The organism is Pseudomonas sp. CFBP 8771, assembly GCF_014841695.1.
GTDB lineage: Bacteria > Pseudomonadota > Gammaproteobacteria > Pseudomonadales > Pseudomonadaceae > Aquipseudomonas > Aquipseudomonas baltica.
In genome coordinates, this window is record NZ_JACYUJ010000002.1 from 376031 (window position 1) to 394654 (window position 18624).

The following is an 18624-nucleotide window of genomic DNA, read 5'->3' on the forward strand; positions in this document are numbered from 1 at the left end:
CATGACCACACTTTTCGACCCGATCAAGCTCGGCGCACTGGAACTGCCGAACCGCATCATCATGGCACCGCTGACCCGTTGCCGCGCCGACGAGGGCCGCGTGCCCAACCAGATGATGGCCGACTACTACGTGCAACGCGCCAGCGCCGGGCTGATCCTCAGCGAAGCGACCTCGGTGACGCCCATGGGCGTCGGCTACCCGGACACCCCTGGCATCTGGTCCAACGACCAGGTTCGCGGCTGGGCCAACGTCACCCAGGCCGTCCACGCCGCCGGTGGCCGGATCATGCTGCAGCTGTGGCACGTGGGCCGGATCTCGCATTCGCAATACCTGAACGGCGAACTGCCGGTGGCCCCCAGCGCAATCGCCGCCGACGGCCACGTCAGCCTGGTGCGTCCGATCACCGGTTTCGAAACCCCACGGGCGCTGGAAACCGCTGAAATCGCCGACATCGTCGAGGCCTATCGAGTGGGCGCAGAGAACGCCAAGGCTGCGGGCTTCGATGGCGTGGAAATCCACGGCGCCAACGGTTACCTGCTCGACCAGTTCCTGCAGAGCAGCACCAACCAGCGCACCGACGCCTATGGCGGCTCCCTGGAAAACCGTGCACGGCTGCTGCTGGAAGTGACCGATGCGGCCATCGACGTCTGGGGCGCCGACCGTGTCGGCATGCACCTCTCGCCACGTGCCGACCTGCACGACATGGGCGACGGCAACCGTGCCGAAACCTTCACCTATGTTGCCCGCGAACTGGGCAAGCGCGGCATCGCGTTCATCTGTGCCCGCGAGAAGGAAGGCGAGGACAGCCTGGCCGCGCAACTGCGTGATGCGTTTGGCGGTCCGTACATCGTCAACGAGCGTTTCGACAAGGCGTCGGCCAACGCCGCCCTGGCCAATGGCATTGCCGACGCCGTGGCCTTCGGCGTTCCGTACATCGCCAACCCCGACCTGCCGGAACGCCTGCAGGCCGACGCGCCATTGAACGAGCCACACCCCGAAACGTTCTACGCCAAGGGCGCCGCAGGCTACCTGGACTACCCGCGCATGTAAGCGGCAGGCCGGGCCGCCGCCAGGCGTGCCCGGCCGTTCAGCGTCGCAGCTGGCTGATCTGCTGCTGCAGGTTCTGCACCTGACTCTGCAGCGTGTTCAAGCTGCGCGTGGCCTGTCCGCGGAACGCATCGAACTCGCTGATGCTGGGGCCACTGGTGGCCGCCGGTCGATTGTCCTGCTCGCTCTTGAGCACGATGAGATCCTGCTCCAGGCGTTCGAGCTGCGCGCCCGGATTGCTCTTCTTCAACGCGGCAAGCTCGCCGTCCACGCTGTCCAGACGTGCCTGCAACTTGCCGGTGTCCGGCTGTGCCTGCTTCAACGTCGCAAGCTCGGTCGCCAGTGCCTTCAACTGCGTCTGCAATTGCTCGTTGAGCGTCTGCTGCGCAGCCACCTGAGACGCGGCCTGTTCCAGACGGGTCTGCAAGGTGCTCTGCTGGCCGGCCACGCCACTCTGTTGCTGAGTCTGTTGCGCCAGCTGGTCCTGCAACTGCTTGATTTCGGCCCGCAGCGCTTCGCTACCCGATACGGCAGTGGACTGGGTGTTGGCTACTTTGCCGCTGATGTCCTGCAAGCGCCCCGCCGCTTCTTCGCTGATGCGCGCAAAACTTTCCTGAGTCGCTACCAGTTGCTGCTCCATCAGGTTGATCTGCTGGAAACTCCACCAGCCCAGGCCGCCCAGGGCGATGAACAACGCGCCGATCAGCGCCCACAGCGCACCCGTGCTGGGCGCCTTGACGCGCACCACCGGCGTGTTGCGCGAGTACAACGCGTCGCGATCGCGCCCGCTGCCCACTGGGGCAAACTCGTGGTCGTCGCGGGTATCACCACGCAAACTGGGCAGGTTGTCGTCGAAGTCGTCGGGAGCATCTTTGCGCATGTGAGAAACCTTTGTGTCACGGGGTAATGGCCAGGACCGCGAGTATACCCTTGCAACGGCGGGCACTGGCCGACCACCCGGGCGATTGGCTCAACCGCCGGGCGTGCCCTGGGCACGCCACCAGCCACAGAATTCATCCAGCGATGCCCACACGGACGTGCGTGGCTCGTAGCCCAGGTAATGCCGGGCGCGATTGATATCCAGGGTGAAATGCTCGTGCAAGGCCTGGACTTCAAAACGCGACAAGCGCGGTCGGGGTTGGCCTGGCCACAGCAGGCACGCCGACTCGCAGACCGCAGCACTGACGTGGGCCAGGCCGAAGTCGCGGTAGCGACGTACCTGGGGCAACTCCAGCTGACGCATCACGTAGTTGATCACGTCCCACAGCGGTATCGGCGCGCCATTGCTGATGTTGTAGACCTGGTTGAGCGCGGTATCGCCCGCCGTCAGAGCGCCCAGCAGTGCCTGGTTGAGGTTCTGCACGCTGGTGAAGTCGACCTTGTTCAAGCCGTCGCCGATGATCCGCAGGCGATTCTTGTGCTGCATCTCGATCAACCGCGCGAACTGCTGCCCGTCGCCGGCGCCGGTCACCCTGTGCGCTCGCAGCACGATGGTTTCCAGGCCGAACTCGGCAGCGCCGAGCACCTTGCGCTCGGCCAGCCATTTGCTGCGCGCGGCATGCCCGCGCAGACGTCCCGGTACCTGCTCTTCCTTGACTGCCAGGTGGCTGCGACCGTCGAAACAGACCGCGGCCGAAGACAGATATACCAGCCGCTGCACGTGCTCCTTGAGACAGGCCTCGACGACGTTCTCGGTAACCTCGACATTGGCCTGCTGGAACATCTGGGCGCGGCCCCAGGTACCTGCGGCACCGGCGCAATGGACCACGGCGTCGACGCCGATGCACAGGCGCTTGGCCAGATCGGGGTCGAGCAGGTCGCCCTGCATGAACTGTGCGCCGCGTCGTACCAGATGCTCGACCCCTTCGGCCCGGCGACCGTTGATGCGCACTTCAAGCCCCTGCTCCAACGCCAGGCGCGTGAAGCGCCCGCCGATGAAGCCGCTTGCGCCGGTAACCAGAATCTTCATGAATTGCTCCGCTGTGCATCGTTCAATGTGTTACCGCAGCACGACCTCGGGAAGGTCCTGCAGCGTTCTTCGAGGTCACTCGCTGCCCGGCACCCTGGCTGTAGGCGACCGGGCCGCTAGCGGTAGACGCACGCAGGGCTCACAGCGGCACCAACCAGCTTGCGGCGCCCTCGCGCAGATGCCGGGTGAGGCGCTCGAGCAATTGCCCACCGTTGCGCCAGTGATGCCAGTACAACGGTACGTCCACCGGATGCCCGGTGACGATCTCGATCAGGCTACCATCGGCCAGTGCATCCTCGACCTGCAGCTCGGGGACCATGCCCCAGCCCATCCCGGCCTTGGCCAACCGGTTGAACCCTTCCGACGACGGGCACAGGTGATGGAGAAAACCTTCCGCCAGCCCCAGCGACGCCAGAAAACGATGTTGCAGATAATCGTCGGGGCCGAACACCAGCGCGGGCGTGCGGGGCAGATGGGCCGGTTCGAAGCCTGCGGGAAAATGCCGAGCCATGAACTCGGGGCTGGCCAGCGCGCGATAGCGCATGGCGCCCAGCAACAGGCTGCGTGCCCCGGCCAGGGGCCGCTCGCTGGCACACAGGCAGGCGGCCACTTCACCGGCGCGCATACGCTTGAGCCCGACGTCCTGATCCTCCACCACGTGGTCCAGCAGCAATTGCTCGCGAATGCAGAAATCCGCGACCGCGCCGGCCCACCAAGTGCCCAGGCTGTCCGCGTTCAAGGCAATCCGCAGGCGCTCGGGCATGCCCTGTTCATCCAGCGCCGGCACCTGCCCCTGCAGGTCACGCTCGAGCAAGCGTACCTGCTGCACATGGTTGAGCAGGCGGCGGCCGATATCGGTGGGTGCCGGCGGCGTGACCCGAATCAGCACGGGCTGGCCCACCCGCGCCTCGAGCAGCTTGATCCGCTGCGACACGGCCGACTGCGACAGGCCCAGCACCTGCGCGGCGCGCTCGAAGCCCGTTTGCTCCACCACAGCGGCCAGCGCGGCGAGCAGCTTGTAATCGAACATCAGATTTCCTAATGAGTGATCAGCACTATTGCTTTTTCTTATACCGCGCCACCCCTCACAATGGCCAGCATCAAATGGGAGATACAGCGATGTGGCAGAGTTACTTGAACGGTTTGCTGGTCGCGTTCGGCCTGATCATGGCGATCGGCACGCAGAACGCTTTCGTTCTGGCGCAGAGCCTGCGCCGTGAGCATCACCTGCCCGTGGCGCTGCTGTGCGTGGTATGCGATGCGCTGCTGGTGGCTGCGGGTGTGTTCGGCCTGGCCACGGTACTGGCGCACAATCCGACCTTGCTGGCGGTGGCACGCTGGGGCGGTGCGTTGTTTCTGCTCTGGTACGGCGTCAAGGCCCTGCGCCGTGCCTGCTCGCGGCAAAGCCTGGAACAGGCCGGCACCGCCGGGTTGCGCTCGCGCAGGGCGGTGCTGCTCAGCGCGCTGGCGGTGACCCTGCTCAACCCCCACGTGTATCTGGACACGGTCCTGCTGATCGGCTCGCTCGGCGCCCAGCAAAGCGTGCCTGCCGCCTATGTCGCCGGCGCCACCAGCGCATCGCTGCTGTGGTTCTTCGGCCTGGCCCTGGCTGCGGCGTGGCTGGCGCCCTGGCTGGCGCGGCCCAACACCTGGCGCCTGCTCGATCTGATGGTGGCGGTGATGATGTTCGCCGTAGCCGCGCAACTGGTATTCGCCTGAAACCGTCAGTCTGGCCACGCAAAGGCTCTGGAACCTCTATTCCACACAGTTGTTGCGTGGTTAAGCCACTATGCCGATGCTATGATCCGGCACTGCGTCGCAAAGAGTAAAAACTCGCCGACGTTTTCCAGGCCGCCCGTGATCGGCCTTGCGCAAACCGCAACAGACCTGATTAGGAGAATCACCATGGCTTTCGAATTGCCGCCGCTGCCCTACGCCCACGATGCCCTGCAGCCGCACATCTCCAAGGAAACCCTGGAGTATCACCACGACAAGCACCACAACACCTATGTCGTGAACCTGAACAACCTGGTGCCTGGCACCGAGTTCGAAGGCAAGACCCTCGAAGAGATCGTCAAGTCGTCTTCCGGTGGCATCTTCAACAACGCCGCCCAGGTCTGGAACCACACCTTCTATTGGAACTGCCTGGCGCCAAACGCCGGCGGCCAGCCTACCGGTGCCCTGGCCGAAGCCATCAACACCGCGTTCGGCTCGTTCGACACCTTCAAGGAAGAATTCACCAAGACGTCGGTCGGCACCTTCGGTTCCGGCTGGGGCTGGCTGGTGAAGAAAGCCGACGGTTCCCTGGCCCTGGCCAGCACCATTGGTGCCGGCAACCCGCTGACCAACGGCGATACCCCGCTGCTGACCTGCGACGTCTGGGAACACGCCTATTACATCGACTACCGCAACGTCCGCCCCAAGTACGTCGAGGCGTTCTGGAACCTGGTGAACTGGGACTTCGTTGCCCAGCAGTACGAAGGCCAGGCGTTCACCGCCTGACCTGCTGCACTGTTGAAAAGCCCGGCCTTCGTGCCGGGCTTTTTTGTGCCTGCCTGCATACGCCGAAGGCACGCTTCGTTTACCTTGTTGCTACATGGCCGCTCAAGAATACGTCCGGGTCGGCCGACACACTGGCGCGTCCTCCGGTATTCAAGACCATCGGTACGGCTCGCGCACATTTGTGGCTTTACGGCTTACGGTAAGTTGCCAATACTCATGGCATCTTGATGCCAAGCGTTCGAAACAAGGAATTGCCATTGAAGCTGGAAGTCAGGAACAGCTTGTCCGTCAAGTTGCTTCGCGTGGTACTGATGTCGGCACTGGTCGTGGGCATGGTGCTCAGTTGTGCGCAAATCGTCTTCGATGGCTACAAGACCCGCCAGGCCATCTCCGCCGACGCCGAGCGGATCCTCGCCATGTTCCGCGATCCGTCGACCCAGGCGGTCTATAGCCTGGACCGGGAAATGGGCATGCAGGTCATCGAAGGGTTGTTCCAGGACGATGCCGTGCGCCAGGCTTCCATCGGCCATCCCGACGAACCCATGCTCGCCGAACGTTCGCGTCCGCTACAGAGCCTGACCAGCCGCTGGCTGACCGATCGCATCCTCGGCCAGGAGCGCAGCTTCAGTACACGCCTGATCGGCCGCGGGCCCTACAGCGAATACTACGGCGACCTGCACATCACCCTGGACACCGCCACCTATGGCGAGGATTTCATCGTCAGCTCGGTGATCATCTTCATCTCCGGCACCTTGCGCGCGCTCGCCCTGGGCCTGTTGCTGTACCTGATCTATCACTGGCTGCTGACCAAGCCGTTGTCGCGGATCATCAAACACTTGCTGCAGATCAACCCCGACCGCCCCGGCGAGTACCAATTGCCGTTGCCGCGCGGCCATGAACACAACGAGCTGGGCCTATGGGTGAATACCGCCAATCAACTCCTGGCCTCCATCGAGCGCAACACCCAACTGCGCCACGAAGCCGAAGACAGCATGCTGCACATGGCCCAGCATGACTTCCTGACCGGCCTGGCCAATCGCGTGCAATTGCAGCAGCAACTTGACAAGGTGCTGCTCGACGCCCATCGCCTGCAGCGGCGGGTGGCGGTGCTGTGCGTCGGCCTCGACGACTTCAAGGGCATCAACGAACAGTTTGGCTACCAGACCGGTGACCAGTTGCTGCGCGCGCTGGCCGATCGCCTGCGGGCCCACAGTGGTAGGTTCGGCACCCTGGCCCGCCTGGGCGGCGATCAGTTCGCACTGGTCCAGGCCGACATCGAACAACCTTACGAAGCGGCAGAACTGGCCCAGCGCATTCTCGACGACCTCGATGCCGCCTTCCCGCTCGACCCGCACTCCATTCGCCTGCGCGCAACCATCGGCATCACCTTGTTTCCCGAAGACGGCGACAGCACCGAAAACCTGCTGCAGAAAGCCGAGCAGACCATGACCCTGGCCAAGGTCCGCTCGCGCAACCGCTACCAGTTCTACATTGCCAGCGTCGACACCGAGATGCGCCGGCGCCGCGAGCTGGAAAAAGACCTGCGCGAGGCACTGGCACGCAATCAACTGCATCTGGTGTACCAGCCACAGATCAGCTACCGCGACCACCGGATCGTCGGCGTCGAGGCACTGCTGAGGTGGCAGCATCCCGAGCACGGCCTGGTGCCACCCGATCAGTTCATTCCGCTGGCCGAGCAGAACCGCAGCATCATTGCCATCGGCGAGTGGGTGCTGAACGAGGCCTGCAGCCAACTGCGCGAGTGGCACGATCAGGGTTTCAGCGGCTTGCGCATGGCGGTCAATCTGTCGACCGTGCAGTTGCATCACAACGAACTGCCGCGGGTGGTCAGCAACATCCTGCAAATGTACCGCCTGCCGCCGCGCAGCCTCGAACTGGAAGTCACCGAAACCGGCCTGATGGAAGACATCAGCACCGCCGCGCAGCACCTGCTGAGTCTGCGACGCTCGGGTGCGCTGATCGCCATCGACGACTTCGGCACGGGCTATTCTTCGCTCAGCTACCTGAAGTCACTGCCACTGGACAAGATCAAGATCGACAAGAGTTTCGTTCAGGACGTGCTCAACGACGAGGACGACGCGACCATCGTCCGGGCGATCATCCAGCTGGGCAAGAGCCTGAACATGCAGGTGATCGCCGAAGGCGTGGAAACGCTGGAGCAGGAAGCGTACATCGTCGCCCAGGGCTGTCATGAGGGCCAGGGCTACCTCTACAGCAAACCCCTGGCCGCTCGCGAACTGACCGCCCTGCTCAAGCAATCCGAGCGCAGCCGTACCAGCCTGGCGCGGACTCCGTCGCAAACCTAGCGGCAGACATGCCAGCCTGAAGGTTTTTTCACATTAACCCTTTACAGAAAATGCAAATCTTTCGCATTATGGCGCAGTTTTGCGCGCCACAGGCGCGCCCGCTCGCCACTCTTGACGCAGGATTTCGCCATGATTCGTACGCCCCTGGCCACCGCCAGTCTGCTGGCCATCGCCATCGCTCTTGCCGGCTGCGACAGCAAGGACAAGCAAACCACCACCGCTGCCCAGGCCCCAGCCCCGGCTGCATCCGCCCCGGCGGCCCCGGCTGCGGTGCCCACGGCCTCCGGGACTCTGGACGAGGCGGCCGCCAAGGCCGTGGTTGCCCATTACGCCGACATCGTGCACGCCACCTTCGAAGACGCGCTGAGCACTGCCCAGACGCTGCAGAAAGCCGTGGACGCCTTCCTTGCCGCACCCAGCGACGCCACCCTGAAGGCCGCACGCGACGCCTGGGTAGCCTCGCGCCCTGCCTACCTGCAGACCGAAACCTTTCGCTTCGGCAACACCCTGATCGACGATTGGGAAGGCCAGGTCAATGCCTGGCCGCTGGACGAAGGCCTGATCGACTACACCGACAAGAGCTACGAGCACGCTCTGGGCAACCCGGGCGCGACCGCCAACATCATCGCCAACAAGGAAATCCAGGTCGGTGAAGACAAGGTCGACGTCAGCGAGATCACTCCCGAGAAGCTTGCCAGCCTGAACGAGCTGGGCGGTTCGGAGGCCAACGTCGCCACCGGCTACCACGCCATCGAATTCCTGCTCTGGGGCCAGGACCTCAACGGTACCGGCCCTGGCGCCGGCAACCGCCCTGCCTCCGACTACATGGACGGCGCGGGCGCCACCGGCGGCCACAACGATCGCCGTCGCGCCTACCTCAAGGCCGTCACCGATCTGCTGGTCAGCGACCTCGAAGAGATGCTCGCCAACTGGAAGCCCAACGTGGCCGACAACTACCGCGCCACGCTGGTCGGCGAACCGGTCGACAGCGGCCTGCGCAAAATGCTTTTCGGCATGGGCAGCCTGTCGCTCGGCGAACTGGCCGGCGAACGCATGAAGGTCGCGCTCGAAGCCAACTCGCCGGAAGACGAGCACGACTGCTTCAGCGACAACACGCACAATTCCGCCTTCTACAATGCCAAGGGCATCCGCAACGTGTACCTGGGCGAGTACACCCGTACCGACGGCACCAAGCTGACCGGCGCCAGCCTGTCCTCACTGGTGGCCAAGGCCGACCCGGCTGCCGATACCGCACTCAAGGCCGATCTGGCCGACACCGAAGCGAAGATGCAGGCCATCGTCGACCGCGCCAACAAGGGCGAGCACTTCGACCAGTTGATCAGCGCCGACAACGCCGCCGGCCAGCAGGTGGTACGCGATGCCATCGCCGCCCTGGTCAAGCAGACCGGCGCAATCGAACAGGCCGCCGGCAAACTGGGCATCACCGATCTGAACCCGGACACCGCCGATCACGAGTTCTGATTCAACCGGGGGCTGCACTGGAGAAGGCTACGCCGACGCCAGTTGCAGCCCCCATGCGTCGGCCGAACATCCGCTTCCTTCACCACAGCTTTCCATTCATGCGCCCATCCCTGCCCCGTGTCGTCTTCCTGCTCCTGGCCTGCGGCCTGGTCGGGTGTGACGACGCCCCGCGTTTCACCCAGGCAGAGCCGGGCGAAGCACAGAGCGCGGGGCAGGCCACCGTGCGCAAATTCGATGTCAACGCCTACTCCATGCCCTCGGCCAATCTTTCGCCGGTCCGCCGCCTGGATTTCAGCGTGGGCAACAGCTTCTTCCGCAGCCCCTGGGTCATCGCGCCGTCTACCACCACCGCGCGTGACGGCCTGGGGCCCCTGTTCAATACCAATGCCTGCCAGAACTGCCACATCAAGGATGGCCGCGGCCATCCGCCCGAAGACAACGCGCTCAGCGCCGTCTCCATGCTGGTCCGCTTGTCGCTGCCCGACAGCCCGCATTACCTGCACGAGATCGAACGCCTGGGCGTGGTGCCCGAGCCGGTCTACGGCACACAGCTGCAAGATATGGCCATCCCTGGCCATGTGCCCGAAGGCAAGGTGAGGGTCACCTATCAAAGCGTGCCGGTGCGCTTCAAGGACGGCACTCTGGTCGAGCTGCGCCAGCCGCAGTTGCAGATCAGCCAATTGGGCTACGGCGCACTGCATCCCGACACACGCTTCTCTGCGCGGGTCGCACCACCGATGATCGGCCTGGGCCTGCTCGAAGCAATCAGCGAAGCGGATATCCTGGCCAATGCCCGCAACCAGGCCGATAGCGCCGGGCCGATCAAGGGTCGGCCCAATCAGGTATGGGACGACAGCCAAAGCCGCAGCGTGCCGGGCCGCTTCGGCTGGAAAGCCGGACAGCCAAATCTGAACCAGCAGAATGTCCATGCCTTTTCCGGCGACATGGGGCTGACCACCACGCTGCGACCCTTCGATGACTGTACGGCGGCGCAAACCGATTGTCGCCAGGCGGTCAACGGCAATGGCCCGGGCGGGGAACCCGAAGTCAGTGATAACATTCTGCGTCTGGTGTTGTTCTACACCCGCAACCTGGGTGTGCCTGCGCGCCGCGACGTCGACTCGCCGCAGGTCCTGGCCGGCAAGAATCTGTTCTATCAGGCCGGCTGCCAGGGTTGCCACGTGGCGCAATACACCACGGCCAGCGACGCGGCGGAGCCCGAGCTGCGCAGCCAGACGATTCGCCCCTACACCGACCTGCTGCTGCACGACATGGGCCCCGGCCTGGCCGACGGGCGCAGCGAGTTCAAGGCCGGCGCACAGGACTGGCGCACGCCGCCGCTGTGGGGCATCGGCCTTAGCGAAACGGTCAGCGGGCATAGCCAGTTTCTCCACGACGGTCGCGCGCGCAACCTGCTCGAAGCCGTGCTGTGGCACGGCGGTGAAGCCGAAGCGGCCAGGCAACAGGTATTGCAATTCGACGCCCAGCAGCGCGCTGCGCTGCTGGCGTTCTTGAACTCTCTCTAGATGAACACACGTTTCAGGAGCCTACATGTTCCGTCCCAAGCTGCTCTTCACCGGCCTCGCCGCCCTGGCACTGGGTGCCTGCTCGCCGCAAGATCGGCAAGCCGTTACCAGTGCGGCCATAGCCAAGCAGGTCATCCTGCCGACCTATAGCCGCTGGGTGGAGGCCGATCGGCAACTGGCTGCCAGCGCCCTGGCGTTCTGCCAGGGTACGCAGCCACTGGATGCGGCGCGTGCCGATTTCCTCAAGGCGCAAAGAGCCTGGGCCGAGCTGCAACCGCTGCTGATCGGGCCGCTGGCCGAGGGCAACAAAGCCTGGTCGGTGCAGTTCTGGCCGGACAAGAAAAACCTCGTCGGCCGTCAGGTCGAGCAACTGGCCAACGCCGAGCAACCCATCGACGCACAGGGTTTGGCCAAGGCCAGCGTGGTCGTGCAGGGGCTGTCGGCCTATGAGTACATCCTGTTCGACAGCAAGCCGGAAATTGCCGATGCCGCGCAGAAAGCGCGCTACTGTCCACTGCTCAGCGCCATTGGCGAGAGGCAGAAAGCGCTGGCCGAAGAAATCCTCGCCAGCTGGAACAGTGCCGACGGCATGCTCGCGCAGATGACCAAGTTTCCCAACCAGCGCTACGCCGACTCCCACGAAGCCATCGCCGATGTGCTGCGTGCGCAGGTCACCGCACTCGACACCTTGAAGAAAAAGCTCGGCGCGCCCATGGGCCGCCTCAGCAAGGGTATCGCCCAGCCCTACCAGGCCGAGGCCTGGCGTAGCGCGCAGTCGATGCACAGCGTGCGGGCGAGCCTGGCGGCCGCCCAGACCGTCTGGGTCGGCGTCGACGGCAAGGGGCTGCGCGGCCTGTTGCCCACCGAGCAGAAACCCCTGGCCGACAAGATCGACGCCGCCTACGCCGCGTCCATGAAGCTGCTCGACGGCAATACCCGCAACCTCGGTGAACTGCTCGGCGACGATGCCGGCAAACAGTTCCTCAACACCCTCTACGACAGCCTCAACGTGGTCCACCGTCTGCACGAAGGCGAACTGGCCCGCGCCCTGAACATCCAGCTGGGCTTCAATGCCAACGACGGTGACTGACGATGATTGTACGCTCGGCGCAGAAGCTGACCCACGTACTGCTCAAGGCACTGACCCTGGGCAACTGGACGCTGGCCCGGCATCCGCAGCGCGAACCGCTGCTGTTGTCTGCGCGCGATGATGCCGATGGCGGGCACTACGCCGTGGGTTATCGGCTGGACGGCCGCGAGGTGTTCGCCACGCAGGTAGGCCAACGCTGCCATGACATCGTCACGCACCCGACGCTGCCCGTGGCGCTGTTCGTGGCTCGCCGTCCCGGCACCGAAAGCTACTTGATCGATCTGCGCGACGGCGTGTTGCTGCAGACCCTGGCATCCCAGGCAGATCGGCACTTCTATGGCCACGCAGTAGTGCACAAGGATGGCGAGTGGCTGTACGCCACCGAGAACGACAGCACCGAGCCAGGCCGTGGCGTTCTGGGGGTCTACCGCTTCGTCGACGGACGCCTGGTGCACAGCGGCGAACTGTCCACCCATGGCATCGGCCCTCATCAGGTATCGTGGATGCCGGACGGCGAAACCCTGGTGGTGGCCAATGGCGGTATTCGGACCGAGGCCGAAAGCCGGATCGAGATGAATCTGGATGCCATGCAGCCGAGCCTGGTGATGATGCAGCGCGATGGCACCCTGCTGAGCAAGGAGTGCCTGGAACAGCCGATGAACAGCGTGCGGCACCTGGCAATCGGCAGCGACGCTACCGTCTTCGCCTGCCAGCAATTCATGGGGCCTGCCCATGAAAGCGCGCCGCTGTTGGCGGTCAAGCGTCCCGGTCAGCCTTTCGAAGCCTTTCCCGTCTCGCTGACGCAATTGCAATCCATGGGTCACTACACCGCCAGCGTTGCGGTGCACAGCGAGTTGCGCCTGGTGGCGCTGACGGCGCCGAGGGCCAACCGCTTCTTCATCTGGGACATGGACAGCGGTGCGGTCAGGCATGACGGCACCTTGCCCGACTGCGCAGGCGTGGGGGCTGTGGAAGACGGTTTCGTGGTGACGTCGGGGCAAGGCCGCTGCCGCCATTACGACTGCCGAGCGGCGCAGCTGGTGGGCATGCCGCTGCAATTGCCATCGGGGCTTTGGGACAACCACCTGTACCTGGCTTGAGCCAGTGCAACGTGAGCCAGCGAACTGGCTCGGGAATTCAACCCTGGGTGCGCACGCCTTGGCTCAGGCCCAGCATGAACAGGATGAAATCCTTGTCCGGGGTCACTGCGATGTGCGCTTTCTGCGACCGGGGCAATGGGCAATTGCCCTCACCGTGGGCCGCACTGACAATGGCCGAGCGGGGTTGTTCCCACGCCGCTGCCGCCGCAGTGGCCACCCCCAGGGCTGCCACCAGAAACAAACCTCGTGCCATTTCTAGTTTCATCACGCTAAACCTTTGATGGAGCTGCCGAATGCCGCTTCATAAAGGTAGATCAACTTCTGCCAGTCGGGTGCACTGAACGACGAATGGCGACGCAGCTGCTTCATGTCGTGGGAGGCAGCTTGCTGCGCGGTCATGCGCTGACGGCACTTCTCCAGGTCCAGCAGCGCTACCTCACCGCGTGCATTGCTGCCCTCGCCTGTCACGCGCACGAACACATGCTTGATATAGATGCAGCTGTGCTGCCAGCGGCCGCGGTGCATGCGCGCCAGATTGGTCGCCAGGCTCTGCAGAATCTGCTCGTGGACCGCTTCGCCGTGGCGTTCGCGGCCCCCGCCCTGCAGCCAGTGCTCATACTCCTCGAAACCGTCCAGGGAACGCGTCACCAGCAGTGCGCGCCACTGATTGTTCTCGTCGCGCTGCGTACCGCAGAAGATCATCTTCGGTACATTGACGTCGAGCTGGTAGAGCGCGGTCAACGCATCGCGTTCGCGCAGCACCGTCGGGCGACCGAACGGGTGCAGCCAGCTGCGGTAGATATGCCCGACCTGGCGCTTGACGTAGATCATCTGCCCGTCGGCAACGAACAGGCGTTGCACGCCGCTTTCACCGCCGCGCCTGACATTGGGCTCTTCCACCCAGGCACCCTGCTGCCGCCAATAGTGATCGAAGTCGGCATCTCCGCTCGCCGTGCCTGCCGTCATGCCTTCAACCGCCATCCTGCTTACCCCTTACGTAGAACGTATACTCGCCACATGGCGTACATCGGTAAAAAGTCCAGGCGTTCCTGGATACGGAAGCCGGCCTGGATGAACTCCGCTTCAACGGTTGCCGCCGGCAACACGAAGCGGTTCTGATACCCATCCTGCTCGTTGTGCAGGCGTCGACGCTGCTCGGCCCGCTCACGCTTCCAGGCCTTGAAGTTGCCATCGACCCACAACGACAAGACCACACTGTCACGCGTCACTCGATGAAACTGCTTGAGAATCGTCATGCGGTGCTCGGCCTCGCCGATGTGGTGCAGCAGCCTCATGCAAAAAATGCTGTCCACCGAATTGTCCGGCAGGGCCACATCGAATGCCGAGGTCTGCAGCGGCTGCACCCGGCCAACGATGTGCGCCGGCTGTGAAGCGCAGGCGGTTTCCACCATGGCCGCAGAGTTGTCCGCACCAATGATCACCCGGTTCTGCTTCTCCGCCAGCAGCGGCCAGAAACGACCGGCACCGCACGGCAGGTCCAGCACCAATCCAGGCTCGCCGACCAGGGCCAGGGCTTTGCGGGCCAGCTGTTCGTCACGTCTGTGCGACATGCGTCGAGCAAAACTGTTGCGGTGTTTGTCGAAATACTTCTGCGCGTGAGCGCGATCGTACTTATCGGAAAATTCCAGCTTCACGGGATCGGACATGGGCACGCCTCCAGGACAGTGGCGCACACCTTATTCATCCAACCGTCATGGCTAGGTCATGTCATTGTGAAAAATTTGTCAGAAGTTTCCGAGCTGATACAGGATATTTCCTACAATAATTGCACCTGGGGTGCGAAGCAAGCATCACCCCAGGGCTTGCTTGCCAAGGCCCAGCTCCACACTGAAGCGACAGCCATGAGGCTCGACGGCCTCCAGACGGACTTGCCAGCCCTGGTCCTCGCAGATCCGCTGGACCAACGACAGACCCAGGCCTAGCCCTTCTCCACGCTTTTCCGGGCCGCGCACGAACGGTTGGAACATGGCCTCGCGCTGAGCCTCGGGAATCCCTACACCGCTGTCTTCCACATGGAAGCTGCTCGCCCCCAGCGTCAGACGAATGAAACCCTGATCGGTGTAGTGCAGGGCATTGCGCAGCAGGTTGCCCATGACGGCGTGGAGAAAAGCACCGTTATAGGTCTGCGCCAAGGGCGCACCAGCGACGAACTCTAGGGCCAGGCCTTTCTTTTCGATGGCTGGTCGCCATTGGGTCAGCAGCGCTTCGGCTACCTGACCCAGAGTGGCCGGCGTGGCTCTGCCGCTGTCGTCGCGCTGGGCCCGCGCCAGCATCAGGAAGGTCTGCACCAGGTCACGCATGTCTTCGCAGGCTCGGGCAATGCGCAGCACCTGCGCACGGGAGCGCTCCGGCAGCGCCGGATTCTCCAGCAGCAGCTCGCAGGAGCTGGCGAGCACCATCAACGGCGTGCGCAGTTCATGGCTCACGTCGCTGGTAAACAGCCGTTCGCGGGTCAAGGCATCGCGCAGGCGGCCAAGGGTGGCATCGAAGGCCACGGCCAGCTCGCCGACTTCGTCGGCCGTATAGTCCGGTGCCAATGGCGGTGCCAGGCCAAGAATCTGATCACGATGGCGCACCTGGCGGGCCAGGCGCACCACGGGCGCCATGACCTTGCGTGCCAAGACCCAGCCAAGAAAGATCGCCAGGGCCAGGCTGAGCACGAAGCCCACCAGCACCACGGCGAACAGCACTCTTTCGCGCTCTTCGAAATCGCTCTGATCCTGCAACAAGGCGTAACGACGACCGTCGACTACCTCGATCATCGCGTGGTAGGAAAGGTCACCGCGAAACACTTCGTGGAAGCCGCGTGGCAGATGCCTCACATCGGCAGTGAGCGCGAAGTCGCCCGGACCGTTATCGTAGTAGAACAACTGATCGGGTTCGGGGCGATGGCTCCAGTCGGCCGCGTTGTCCATCAGCAGCAGGCGCTGCAGGTCGCCGCCCAGGCCTGCGGATATCAACCGCTCCTCCACCAGGTGCACGGTAGCCACGATACCGACCGCGAACGCCCCTGCGACCAGCGCACTCATCAACGCAAACGCGATGATGATGCGTTGTGCGAGGCTCTGCTTAAACTCCATCGCGGCCTTCGGCAAGACGGTAACCGACACCGTGCACGGTGTGCAGCAAGGGCTTCTCGAACGGCTTGTCGATCACCTGGCGCAGCTGATGGACGTGGCTGCGCAGGCTGTCGCTGTCGGGGCAGTCATCGCCCCACAGGGCTTCCTCGAGCACTTCGCGGCGCAGCACATGGGGGCTCTTCTGCATCAGCACGGCGAGCAGCTTGAGGCCCACCGGGTTGAGCTTGAGCAGGCGGCCCTCGCGGGTGACCTCGAGGGTGTCGAGGTCGTAGATCAGATCGCCCACCTGCAGCGAGCGACGACCGCCGCCCTGGGCCCGGCGCAGGACCGCTTCGATGCGTGCCGCCAGCTCCGACAAGGCAAACGGCTTGAGCAGGTAGTCGTCGGCACCGGAACGAAAACCCTGCAGGCGATCGTCCAGCTGGTCGCGCGCGGTGAGCATGATCACCGGCGTATCGCGCCGGGCATCTTCGCGCAGGCGCTTGCACAGCGTATAGCCATCGATGCCCGGGAGCATGATGTCGAGCACGATGAGGTCGTAGTGCTCGGTCGCCGCCAGGTGCAATCCGGACAGGCCGTCCTGGGCGCAGTCGACGGTGTAGCCTTTCATACCCAGGTAATCGGCCAGGTTGGCCAGGATGTCGCGGTTGTCTTCAACCAGTAGGATTCGCATGGGCAGGTCTCCGAGTGCTGCTGTCGCCCCGGCGGGGCTCGCGCAGCTTATAGGCTGGGCAGGCATAAAAAAACCCCGGCCATCGCTGGCCGGGGTTTTTCTTACCTGAGGACAGGTAGAGCGCGGGACTCGCTTACATCATGCCGCCCATGCCACCCATGCCGCCCATGTCTGGCATGCCGCCGCCAGCCGAGCCTTCGGCTTTCGGCTTGTCGGCAATGGCCGCTTCGGTGGTCAGGATCAGACCACCGATGGAAGCTGCAGCCTGCAAGGCCGAACGGGTCACCTTGGTAGGATCCAGGATGCCCATTTCGATCATGTCGCCGTAGACGCCAGTTGCAGCGTTGTAACCGTAGTTACCATTGCCGTTCTTGACTTCGTTGACGACAACGCTTGGCTCGTCGCCGGAGTTGGCAGCGATCTGGCGCAGCGGTGCTTCGACTGCGCGACGCAGTACAGCTATACCTACGTTCTGATCAGCGTTGTCGCCGGTCAGGTTGGTCAGCGCTTCCAGAGCACGGATCAGTGCAACGCCACCGCCAGGTACCACGCCTTCTTCGACGGCTGCGCGGGTTGCGTGCAGGGCGTCTTCAACGCGGGCTTTCTTCTCTTTCATTTCAACTTCGGAGCCAGCGCCAACCTTGATCACTGCAACGCCGCCAGACAGCTTGGCCAGGCGTTCCTGCAGTTTTTCACGGTCGTAGTCCGAGGAAGTTTCGGCAACCTGGGCACGGATCTGGTTGATACGGGACTGGATGTCGCCTTCAACGCCAGCACCGTCGACGATGATGGTGTTTTCCTTGGAAATGGTCACGCGCTTGGCGCTGCCCAGGTTTTCCAGGGTGGCACTTTCCAGGCTCAGGCCGATCTCTTCGGAGATAACGGTACCGCCGGTCAGTACGGCGATGTCCTGCAGCATGGACTTGCGACGATCGCCGAAGCCCGGCGCCTTGACGGCAGCGACTTTGACGATACCGCGCATGTTGTTCACGACCAGAGTCGCCAGGGCTTCGCCTTCGACGTCTTCGGAAACGATCAGCAGCGGGCGGCCGGCCTTGGCAACAGCTTCCAGCACCGGCAGCATTTCACGGATGTTGGAGATTTTCTTGTCGACCAGCAGGATCAGCGGGCTGTCCAGCTCGGCGACCATGGTCTCAGGCTTGTTGACGAAGTACGGGGACAGGTAGCCACGGTCGAACTGCATGCCTTCTACAACCGACAGCTCGTTTTCCAGGCCACTGCCTTCTTCAACGGTGATCACACCTTCTTTACCGACTTTTTCCATGGCTTCGGCAATGATGTCGCCGATGGAGCTGTCGGAGTTGGCGGAGATGGTGCCGACCTGAGCGATGGCCTTGGTATCGGCGCACGGCTTGGACAGGTTTTTCAGCTCGGCAACAACGGCGATGGTCGCCTTGTCGATGCCGCGCTTGAGGTCCATCGGGTTCATGCCGGCAGCGACGGCCTTGTAGCCCTCGTTGACGATGGCCTGGGCCAGAACGGTAGCGGTGGTGGTGCCGTCGCCTGCGTCATCGTTGGCACGGGAGGCAACGTCTTTGACCAGCTGCGCGCCCATGTTTTCGAAACGGTCTTCGAGCTCGATTTCCTTGGCAACGGAAACGCCGTCCTTGGTGATGGTCGGAGCGCCGAAGCTCTTCTCGATGATCACGTTACGGCCTTTCGGGCCCAGGGTCGCTTTTACCGCGTCAGCCAGGACGTTGACACCAGTCAGCATTTTCTTGCGGGCGGAGTCGCCGAATTTAACTTCTTTAGCAGCCATGATCGATTTCCTTGAATACTGGGTAG

At 63.6% G+C, this 18624-nt stretch carries 17 protein-coding genes; 8 read left to right on the forward strand and 9 right to left on the reverse strand.

The window, feature by feature from the left end; genetic code table 11:
- Window position 1 precedes the first annotated feature (1 nt).
- A complete protein-coding gene (locus tag IFT80_RS06295; RefSeq protein WP_122479431.1) occupies window positions 2–1051 on the forward strand; it encodes an alkene reductase in 1050 nt (349 codons plus the stop codon).
- A gap of 37 nt (window positions 1052–1088) precedes the next feature.
- Here the strand turns inward: IFT80_RS06295 and IFT80_RS06300 are convergent, their stop codons facing one another.
- The 3 genes from IFT80_RS06300 to IFT80_RS06310 form a co-directional block, all read right to left on the reverse strand.
- Entirely contained in the window at window positions 1089–1928 is an 840-nt protein-coding gene (locus tag IFT80_RS06300; protein WP_122479432.1) for an ATPase, read from the reverse strand.
- A 90-nt stretch (window positions 1929–2018) separates the two neighbouring features.
- On the reverse strand, window positions 2019–3017 hold the full coding sequence (locus IFT80_RS06305; RefSeq protein WP_192136995.1) for an NAD-dependent epimerase/dehydratase family protein: 999 nt from the start codon (window positions 3015–3017) through the stop codon (window positions 2019–2021).
- 139 nt (window positions 3018–3156) lie between these two features.
- Window positions 3157–4047: a LysR family transcriptional regulator ArgP gene (locus IFT80_RS06310; protein ID WP_192057654.1), complete on the reverse strand. Its 891-nt coding sequence runs from the start codon at window positions 4045–4047 to the stop codon at window positions 3157–3159.
- Between the two features lie 89 nt (window positions 4048–4136).
- Here IFT80_RS06310 and IFT80_RS06315 point away from each other — a divergent pair, with 89 nt between their 5' ends.
- The 7 genes from IFT80_RS06315 (at window position 4137) to IFT80_RS06345 (ending at window position 13044) form a co-directional block, all read left to right on the forward strand.
- The gene (locus IFT80_RS06315; protein WP_122479435.1) at window positions 4137–4736 is read left to right on the forward strand and encodes a LysE/ArgO family amino acid transporter; all 600 of its coding nucleotides are present in this window, start codon (window positions 4137–4139) and stop codon (window positions 4734–4736) included.
- A gap of 186 nt (window positions 4737–4922) precedes the next feature.
- Window positions 4923–5519, forward strand: a complete 597-nt coding sequence (locus IFT80_RS06320) for a superoxide dismutase (RefSeq protein ID WP_122479436.1) — start codon at window positions 4923–4925, stop codon at window positions 5517–5519.
- 257 nt (window positions 5520–5776) lie between these two features.
- Window positions 5777–7846, forward strand: coding sequence for a putative bifunctional diguanylate cyclase/phosphodiesterase (locus IFT80_RS06325; protein WP_122479437.1), 2070 nt, complete (start codon window positions 5777–5779; stop codon window positions 7844–7846).
- Between the two features lie 129 nt (window positions 7847–7975).
- Window positions 7976–9328: an imelysin family protein gene (locus IFT80_RS06330; protein ID WP_192104008.1), complete on the forward strand. Its 1353-nt coding sequence runs from the start codon at window positions 7976–7978 to the stop codon at window positions 9326–9328.
- Window positions 9329–9426: 98 nt separating this feature from the next.
- Window positions 9427–10854: a di-heme oxidoreductase family protein gene (locus tag IFT80_RS06335; protein WP_192104010.1), complete on the forward strand. Its 1428-nt coding sequence runs from the start codon at window positions 9427–9429 to the stop codon at window positions 10852–10854.
- A 25-nt stretch (window positions 10855–10879) separates the two neighbouring features.
- Window positions 10880–11944: an imelysin family protein gene (locus tag IFT80_RS06340; RefSeq protein ID WP_122479439.1), complete on the forward strand. Its 1065-nt coding sequence runs from the start codon at window positions 10880–10882 to the stop codon at window positions 11942–11944.
- 2 nt (window positions 11945–11946) lie between these two features.
- A complete protein-coding gene (locus IFT80_RS06345; RefSeq protein WP_192136996.1) occupies window positions 11947–13044 on the forward strand; it encodes a DUF1513 domain-containing protein in 1098 nt (365 codons plus the stop codon).
- A gap of 37 nt (window positions 13045–13081) precedes the next feature.
- On the opposite strand, the gene IFT80_RS06350 is transcribed toward IFT80_RS06345, so the two are convergent.
- The 6 genes from IFT80_RS06350 to groL all read right to left on the reverse strand — a co-directional run bounded on the left by IFT80_RS06350 (window position 13082) and on the right by groL (window position 18598).
- A complete protein-coding gene (locus IFT80_RS06350; RefSeq protein WP_122479441.1) occupies window positions 13082–13309 on the reverse strand; it encodes a hypothetical protein in 228 nt (75 codons plus the stop codon).
- A complete protein-coding gene (locus IFT80_RS06355) occupies window positions 13309–14025 on the reverse strand; it encodes a lipopolysaccharide kinase InaA family protein (RefSeq protein WP_192136997.1) in 717 nt (238 codons plus the stop codon). Before IFT80_RS06355 ends, IFT80_RS06350 begins: the two co-directional genes overlap by 1 nt.
- A gap of 5 nt (window positions 14026–14030) precedes the next feature.
- Window positions 14031–14711: a class I SAM-dependent methyltransferase gene (locus tag IFT80_RS06360; RefSeq protein WP_122479443.1), complete on the reverse strand. Its 681-nt coding sequence runs from the start codon at window positions 14709–14711 to the stop codon at window positions 14031–14033.
- A 144-nt stretch (window positions 14712–14855) separates the two neighbouring features.
- A complete protein-coding gene (locus IFT80_RS06365; RefSeq protein WP_192136998.1) occupies window positions 14856–16145 on the reverse strand; it encodes a sensor histidine kinase in 1290 nt (429 codons plus the stop codon).
- Window positions 16135–16818: a two-component system response regulator ColR gene (gene colR, locus IFT80_RS06370; protein ID WP_122479445.1), complete on the reverse strand. Its 684-nt coding sequence runs from the start codon at window positions 16816–16818 to the stop codon at window positions 16135–16137. Before colR ends, IFT80_RS06365 begins: the two co-directional genes overlap by 11 nt.
- Window positions 16819–16951: 133 nt before the next feature.
- A complete protein-coding gene (gene groL / locus IFT80_RS06375; protein WP_122479446.1) occupies window positions 16952–18598 on the reverse strand; it encodes a chaperonin GroEL in 1647 nt (548 codons plus the stop codon).
- Window positions 18599–18624: the final 26 nt, after the last annotated feature.

Coding starts and splice junctions, on each gene's coding strand:
- IFT80_RS06300 (WP_122479432.1), bottom strand. CDS start 1,928: ATGCGCAAAGATGCTCCCGACGACTTCGACGACAACCTGCCCAGTTTG.
- IFT80_RS06355 (WP_192136997.1), bottom strand. CDS start 14,025: ATGGCGGTTGAAGGCATGACGGCAGGCACGGCGAGCGGAGATGCCGAC.
- IFT80_RS06310 (WP_192057654.1), bottom strand. CDS start 4,047: ATGTTCGATTACAAGCTGCTCGCCGCGCTGGCCGCTGTGGTGGAGCAA.
- IFT80_RS06365 (WP_192136998.1), bottom strand. CDS start 16,145: ATGGAGTTTAAGCAGAGCCTCGCACAACGCATCATCATCGCGTTTGCG.
- IFT80_RS06315 (WP_122479435.1), top strand. CDS start 4,137: ATGTGGCAGAGTTACTTGAACGGTTTGCTGGTCGCGTTCGGCCTGATC.
- IFT80_RS06320 (WP_122479436.1), top strand. CDS start 4,923: ATGGCTTTCGAATTGCCGCCGCTGCCCTACGCCCACGATGCCCTGCAG.
- groL (WP_122479446.1), bottom strand. CDS start 18,598: ATGGCTGCTAAAGAAGTTAAATTCGGCGACTCCGCCCGCAAGAAAATG.
- IFT80_RS06350 (WP_122479441.1), bottom strand. CDS start 13,309: ATGAAACTAGAAATGGCACGAGGTTTGTTTCTGGTGGCAGCCCTGGGG.
- IFT80_RS06360 (WP_122479443.1), bottom strand. CDS start 14,711: ATGTCCGATCCCGTGAAGCTGGAATTTTCCGATAAGTACGATCGCGCT.
- IFT80_RS06335 (WP_192104010.1), top strand. CDS start 9,427: ATGCGCCCATCCCTGCCCCGTGTCGTCTTCCTGCTCCTGGCCTGCGGC.
- colR (WP_122479445.1), bottom strand. CDS start 16,818: ATGCGAATCCTACTGGTTGAAGACAACCGCGACATCCTGGCCAACCTG.
- IFT80_RS06345 (WP_192136996.1), top strand. CDS start 11,947: ATGATTGTACGCTCGGCGCAGAAGCTGACCCACGTACTGCTCAAGGCA.
- IFT80_RS06330 (WP_192104008.1), top strand. CDS start 7,976: ATGATTCGTACGCCCCTGGCCACCGCCAGTCTGCTGGCCATCGCCATC.
- IFT80_RS06340 (WP_122479439.1), top strand. CDS start 10,880: ATGTTCCGTCCCAAGCTGCTCTTCACCGGCCTCGCCGCCCTGGCACTG.
- IFT80_RS06295 (WP_122479431.1), top strand. CDS start 2: ATGACCACACTTTTCGACCCGATCAAGCTCGGCGCACTGGAACTGCCG.
- IFT80_RS06305 (WP_192136995.1), bottom strand. CDS start 3,017: ATGAAGATTCTGGTTACCGGCGCAAGCGGCTTCATCGGCGGGCGCTTC.